Source organism: Pseudonocardia pini (assembly GCF_013870575.1).
In the GTDB taxonomy this organism is placed as follows: domain Bacteria; phylum Actinomycetota; class Actinomycetes; order Mycobacteriales; family Pseudonocardiaceae; genus Pseudonocardia; species Pseudonocardia pini.
The window spans coordinates 1-2,054 of record NZ_JACBXB010000889.1; the positions used below are offsets into that span (position 1 = coordinate 1).

At 73.5% G+C, this 2,054-nt stretch carries 2 protein-coding genes; both read right to left on the reverse strand.

The features are described from left to right. On the reverse strand, window positions 1-1,463 hold a 1,463-nt coding region (locus tag H5J29_RS30415; protein WP_181784394.1), incomplete at its 3' end, for a class I adenylate-forming enzyme family protein. A gap of 59 nt (window positions 1,464-1,522) precedes the next feature. Then, window positions 1,523-1,834, reverse strand: a complete 312-nt coding sequence (locus H5J29_RS30420) for a hypothetical protein (RefSeq protein WP_181784395.1) — start codon at window positions 1,832-1,834, stop codon at window positions 1,523-1,525. Window positions 1,835-2,054 lie beyond the last annotated feature (220 nt).

Here is a 2,054-nt window from a genome sequence, read left to right on the forward strand (position 1 = left end):
AGCTTGCCGGTGGGGGTGCGCGGCAGCTCCGCCCAGCAGACGATCCGGTCCGGGGTCTTGGAGCCGCGCAGCGTGGACCGGACGGTGGCGCGCAACGACTCCAGGGCCTCACCGTCGAGGTCGACGCCGCGCCGGGGCACCACGACCGCCTCGATCCGCTGGCCCCACTCCTCGTCCGGCACCCCGACGACGACCGCGTCGGCCACGTCGGGATGGCGCAGCAGGACGTCCTCGATCTCGGCCGGGGCGATGTTCTCCGCGCCGCGGATGATGGTGTCGTCCACCCGGCCCTCGATGAAGAGGTAGCCCTCCGCGTCGAGCCTGCCGAAGTCCCGGGTGTAGAACCAGCCGGCCTCGTCCACCGAGGAGCCCTTGCCCGCGTACTCTGTGGAGACCTGCTCGCCGCGGACCCAGATGGTCCCGGGGGTACCGGCGGGCGCCGGGGTGCCGTCGTCGTCGCGGACCTCGATCTCGATGCCCGGCACCGCCTGTCCCGCGGAGGAGAGCCGGGCCCGCACGGCCTCGTCGTCGGAGCTCAGGGCCGCGCGGTGCTCCGCGGGACCCAGCACCGTGATCGTGGAGCTGGTCTCGGTGAGGCCGTAGGCGTTCACGAAGTCGACGTGCGGCCACTCGGCCAGGGCCTGCTCGATGATCCGGCGCGGCATCGCGGCCCCGCCGTAGGCCAGGCTGCGCAGGGACGGGACCGCGCGGTCCAGGTCCGGCTCGTCCATGATCCGCGCGAGCATCGTCGGCACGACCATGGCGTTGGTGACCGCCTGCCCGCGCACGGTCGCCACCCACTCGCCCGGGCTGAAGGCCTCCAGGACGATCACCCGGCGGCCCGCGTAGAGGTTCGTGAGCGCGTTCGACACGGCTGCGATGTGGTAGGGCGGCACGCTCATCAGCGCCGCGTCGTCCTCGGCCGCGGAGCCGTACTCCACGGTGCCGAGCACGTAGGACACGAGGTTGGAGTGCCGCAGCACCACGCCCTTGGGCGCCGACGTGGTCCCGCTGGTGTAGATGATCACCGCGGCGGAGTCCGGGTCGACGAACGTCTCCTCCTGCGCGGAGGTGTCGGCCGCGGCCGCCGCGTCGAGGAACCGCTCGGGGGTGCGGGCGACCAGCCCGGCGCGCTCGACCGCCGCGGCCTGGCCCTCGTCCGCGATCACCAGGGCCTTGGGGTGGTTGCCGACGAGGTGGTCCAGCTGCTCGGCGCCGAGCCGGTAGTTCACCGGCACCAGCGGCACCCCCGCCCGGCCCGCGGCGAACAGGGCCACGGGGAAGGCGGGGCCGTTGACGGCGAGGTAGAGGACCGAGTCGGCGCCCGCCGCCTCGATCAGGGCCGCTCCGCCCGCCGCCCGCGCGCGCAGCGCCTCGGCGGACAGCCCCGTCTCCCGGGTCCCGACCACGATCCGGTCGCCGAACCCGTCGGCGGCCATGTCCAACAGCATCGTCACGTTCATCGGCGGCGTCCGGTTCCTCGTCTCGACGGTGGGTCTGGGTCGGATGGGCTCGGTCCGACTCAGTCCGACGCGGGCAGCGGCTTCGCGTCCTTGAGTGGCACGGGGACCCCGGCCACGGCCAGTGTGCCGGATCCCGCCTTGGTGCAGAGCAGCTCGAGGCCGTGCGCGTCGTCGGCGTAGCGCTTGCCCATCTGCGTGCCGTCCTGCTGCGCCGGGTCGGCCACGTTCACGGTCCCCGCCGCGGGGCCCTTCGCGTCGACCATCGGCGCTCCGCCGCAGGTCACGTCCAGGTCATCGGCACCCCATCGCACCACGATCACCGTCGTCTGGTCGGTGGTGCTGGCCAGGGTGGTTCCTACGCGCGGCTTCATTGCGGCGTCCTCCGTGCGACGGTGGTGGCGGCCCGGGCCCCGAGGACCCGACGGTGACGCCACTATAAGTGGACGTTCGTTAAGCAGAGCAGAGCCGGACGACGTGACGCAGCGCTCATTGCGGACCGTCCCGGGGCCCGCGTGTCAGCTCGCGTTGCCCGCCGCGGCGTCGGCGAGGCACTCGGAGCGGGTCATGCCGGTCTGCGCGATGCACGCCCGC